This is a genomic window from Roseisalinus antarcticus (assembly GCF_900172355.1).
Classification (GTDB): domain Bacteria; phylum Pseudomonadota; class Alphaproteobacteria; order Rhodobacterales; family Rhodobacteraceae; genus Oceanicola; species Oceanicola antarcticus_A.
This window is the reverse complement of record NZ_FWFZ01000098.1, coordinates 1-2,587: the sequence shown is the minus strand read 5'-3', so window position 1 is coordinate 2,587 and position 2,587 is coordinate 1. Positions and strand designations below refer to the sequence as shown.

Genomic DNA, 2,587 nt, shown 5'->3' with positions numbered 1-2,587 from the left:
GTTAGGTGTAGGCGCAGCGAAAGCGAGTCTTAATAGGGCGCATGAGTTCGTGGGATCAGACCCGAAACCGAGTGATCTAGGCATGACCAGGATGAAGGTAAGGTAACACTTACTGGAGGTCCGAACCCACACCTGTTGAAAAAGGTCGGGATGAGTTGTGCCTAGGGGTGAAAGGCCAATCAAACTCGGAGATAGCTGGTTCTCTGCGAAATCTATTTAGGTAGAGCGTCATCCGAATACCCTCGGGGGTAGAGCACTGGATGGGTAATGGGGCCCCACAGGCTTACTGATCCTAACCAAACTCCGAATACCGAGGAGTACTAGATGGCAGACACACGGCGGGTGCTAACGTCCGTCGTGGAGAGGGAAACAACCCTGACCTACAGCTAAGGCCCCTAATTCATGGCTAAGTGGGAAAGCAGGTGGGACGACCAAAACAACCAGGAGGTTGGCTTAGAAGCAGCCATCCTTTAAAGATAGCGTAACAGCTCACTGGTCTAAACAAGTTGTCCTGCGGCGAAGATGTAACGGGGCTCAAGCCATGAGCCGAAGCTTAGGATGCACATAGTGCATGGTAGCAGAGCGTAGTGTGACATAATTCCATGTCTCTACGCCAATTCTCAGGAATTGGCTGGGAGACGCGGAGTTTTCTGTGAAGCCGGGGCGTGAGCCATCCGGTGGAGAGATCACTAGCGAGAATGATGACATGAGTAGCGATAAACAGGGTGAGAGACCCTGTCGCCGAAAGTCCAAGGGTTCCTGCTTAAAGCTAATCTGAGCAGGGTAAGCCGACCCCTAAGGCGAGGCCGAAAGGCGTAGTCGATGGGAACCAGGTTAATATTCCTGGGCCATGTGGTGGTGACGGATCTCGAGGGTAGTTCATCCTTATCGGATTGAATGGGCTGCTTAGAGGTCCCTGGAAATAGCCCCACTGTAAGATCGTACCCTAAACCGACACAGGTGGACTGGTAGAGAATACCAAGGCGCTTGAGAGAACGATGTTGAAGGAACTCGGCAAAATACCTCCGTAAGTTCGCGAGAAGGAGGCCCCGTTAGGACGCAAGTCTTGGCGGGGGGCACAAACCAGGGGGTGGCGACTGTTTACTAAAAACACAGGGCTCTGCGAAGTCGCAAGACGACGTATAGGGTCTGACGCCTGCCCGGTGCTGGAAGGTTAAAAGGAGGAGTGCAAGCTCCGAATTGAAGCCCCAGTAAACGGCGGCCGTAACTATAACGGTCCTAAGGTAGCGAAATTCCTTGTCGGGTAAGTTCCGACCTGCACGAATGGCGTAACGACTTCCCCGCTGTCTCCAACATCGACTCAGCGAAATTGAATTGCCTGTCAAGATGCAGGCTTCCCGCGGTTAGACGGAAAGACCCCATGAACCTTTACTATAGCTTCACACTGGCATCAGGCCAAGCATGTGCAGGATAGGTGGTAGGCTTTGAAGCAGGGACGCCAGTCCTTGTGGAGCCATCCTTGAGATACCACCCTTGCTTTGCTTGATGTCTAACCGCGGCCCGTTATCCGGGTCCGGGACCCTGTGTGGTGGGTAGTTTGACTGGGGCGGTCGCCTCCCAAACAGTAACGGAGGCGCGCGAAGGTTGGCTCAGACCGGTCGGAAATCGGTCGTTGAGTGCAATGGCAGAAGCCAGCCTGACTGCAAGACTGACAAGTCGAGCAGAGACGAAAGTCGGCCATAGTGATCCGGTGGTCCCGAGTGGAAGGGCCATCGCTCAACGGATAAAAGGTACTCTGGGGATAACAGGCTGATGGTGCCCAAGAGTCCATATCGACGGCACCGTTTGGCACCTCGATGTCGGCTCATCTCATCCTGGGGCTGGAGCAGGTCCCAAGGGTATGGCTGTTCGCCATTTAAAGAGGTACGTGAGCTGGGTTTAGAACGTCGTGAGACAGTTCGGTCCCTATCTGCCGTGGGTGTAGGATACTTGAGAGGAGTTGCCCCTAGTACGAGAGGACCGGGGTGAACGGACCACTGGTGGACCTGTTGTGGCGCCAGCCGCAGTGCAGGGTAGCTATGTTCGGAAAGGATAACCGCTGAAGGCATCTAAGCGGGAAGCCCCCCTCAAAACAAGGTATCCCTGAGGACCGTGGTAGACTACCACGTCGATAGGCCGGAGATGTAAGCGCGGCAACGCGCTCAGTTGACCGGTACTAATTGTCCGATAGGCTTGATTTGATCCAGTAGAAGCAAGGCTTCGAACGACAAAAGTCGCACCTCGACTTGAACAACGTTCCAACGCGAACGCTGATGTTTGACACGAAAGGCCCAAAATGGCCGCGTGTTCCTTTCTCGGTTTGGTGGTCATAGCACGAGCAAAACACCTGGCTCCATTCCGAACCCAGCCGTTAAGTGCCGTAGCGCTGATGGTACTGCGTCTCAAGACGTGGGAGAGTAAGTCACCGCCAAACCTAGTAAGGAACACAAACAACCGCAAAAAAAACGCGGGATTATCTCTCAACGATGCCAATCAAATACAAATGGCGCGGGATGGAGCAGCCCGGTAGCTCGTCAGGCTCATAACCTGAAGGTCGTAGGTTCAAATCCTACTCCCGCAACCAAAA

At 54.0% G+C, this 2,587-nt stretch carries 1 tRNA gene and 2 rRNA genes; all 3 read left to right on the top strand.

Features of this window, described 5'->3' with window-relative positions:
- Nucleotides 1–2,201 (top strand): 23S ribosomal RNA (locus ROA7023_RS23275); the annotation flags it as partial.
- A gap of 118 nt (nucleotides 2,202–2,319) precedes the next feature.
- Nucleotides 2,320–2,434, top strand: a 5S ribosomal RNA gene (gene rrf, locus ROA7023_RS23270).
- Nucleotides 2,435–2,507: 73 nt separating this feature from the next.
- Nucleotides 2,508–2,584 (top strand) — tRNA-Met (locus tag ROA7023_RS23265).
- Nucleotides 2,585–2,587 lie beyond the last annotated feature (3 nt).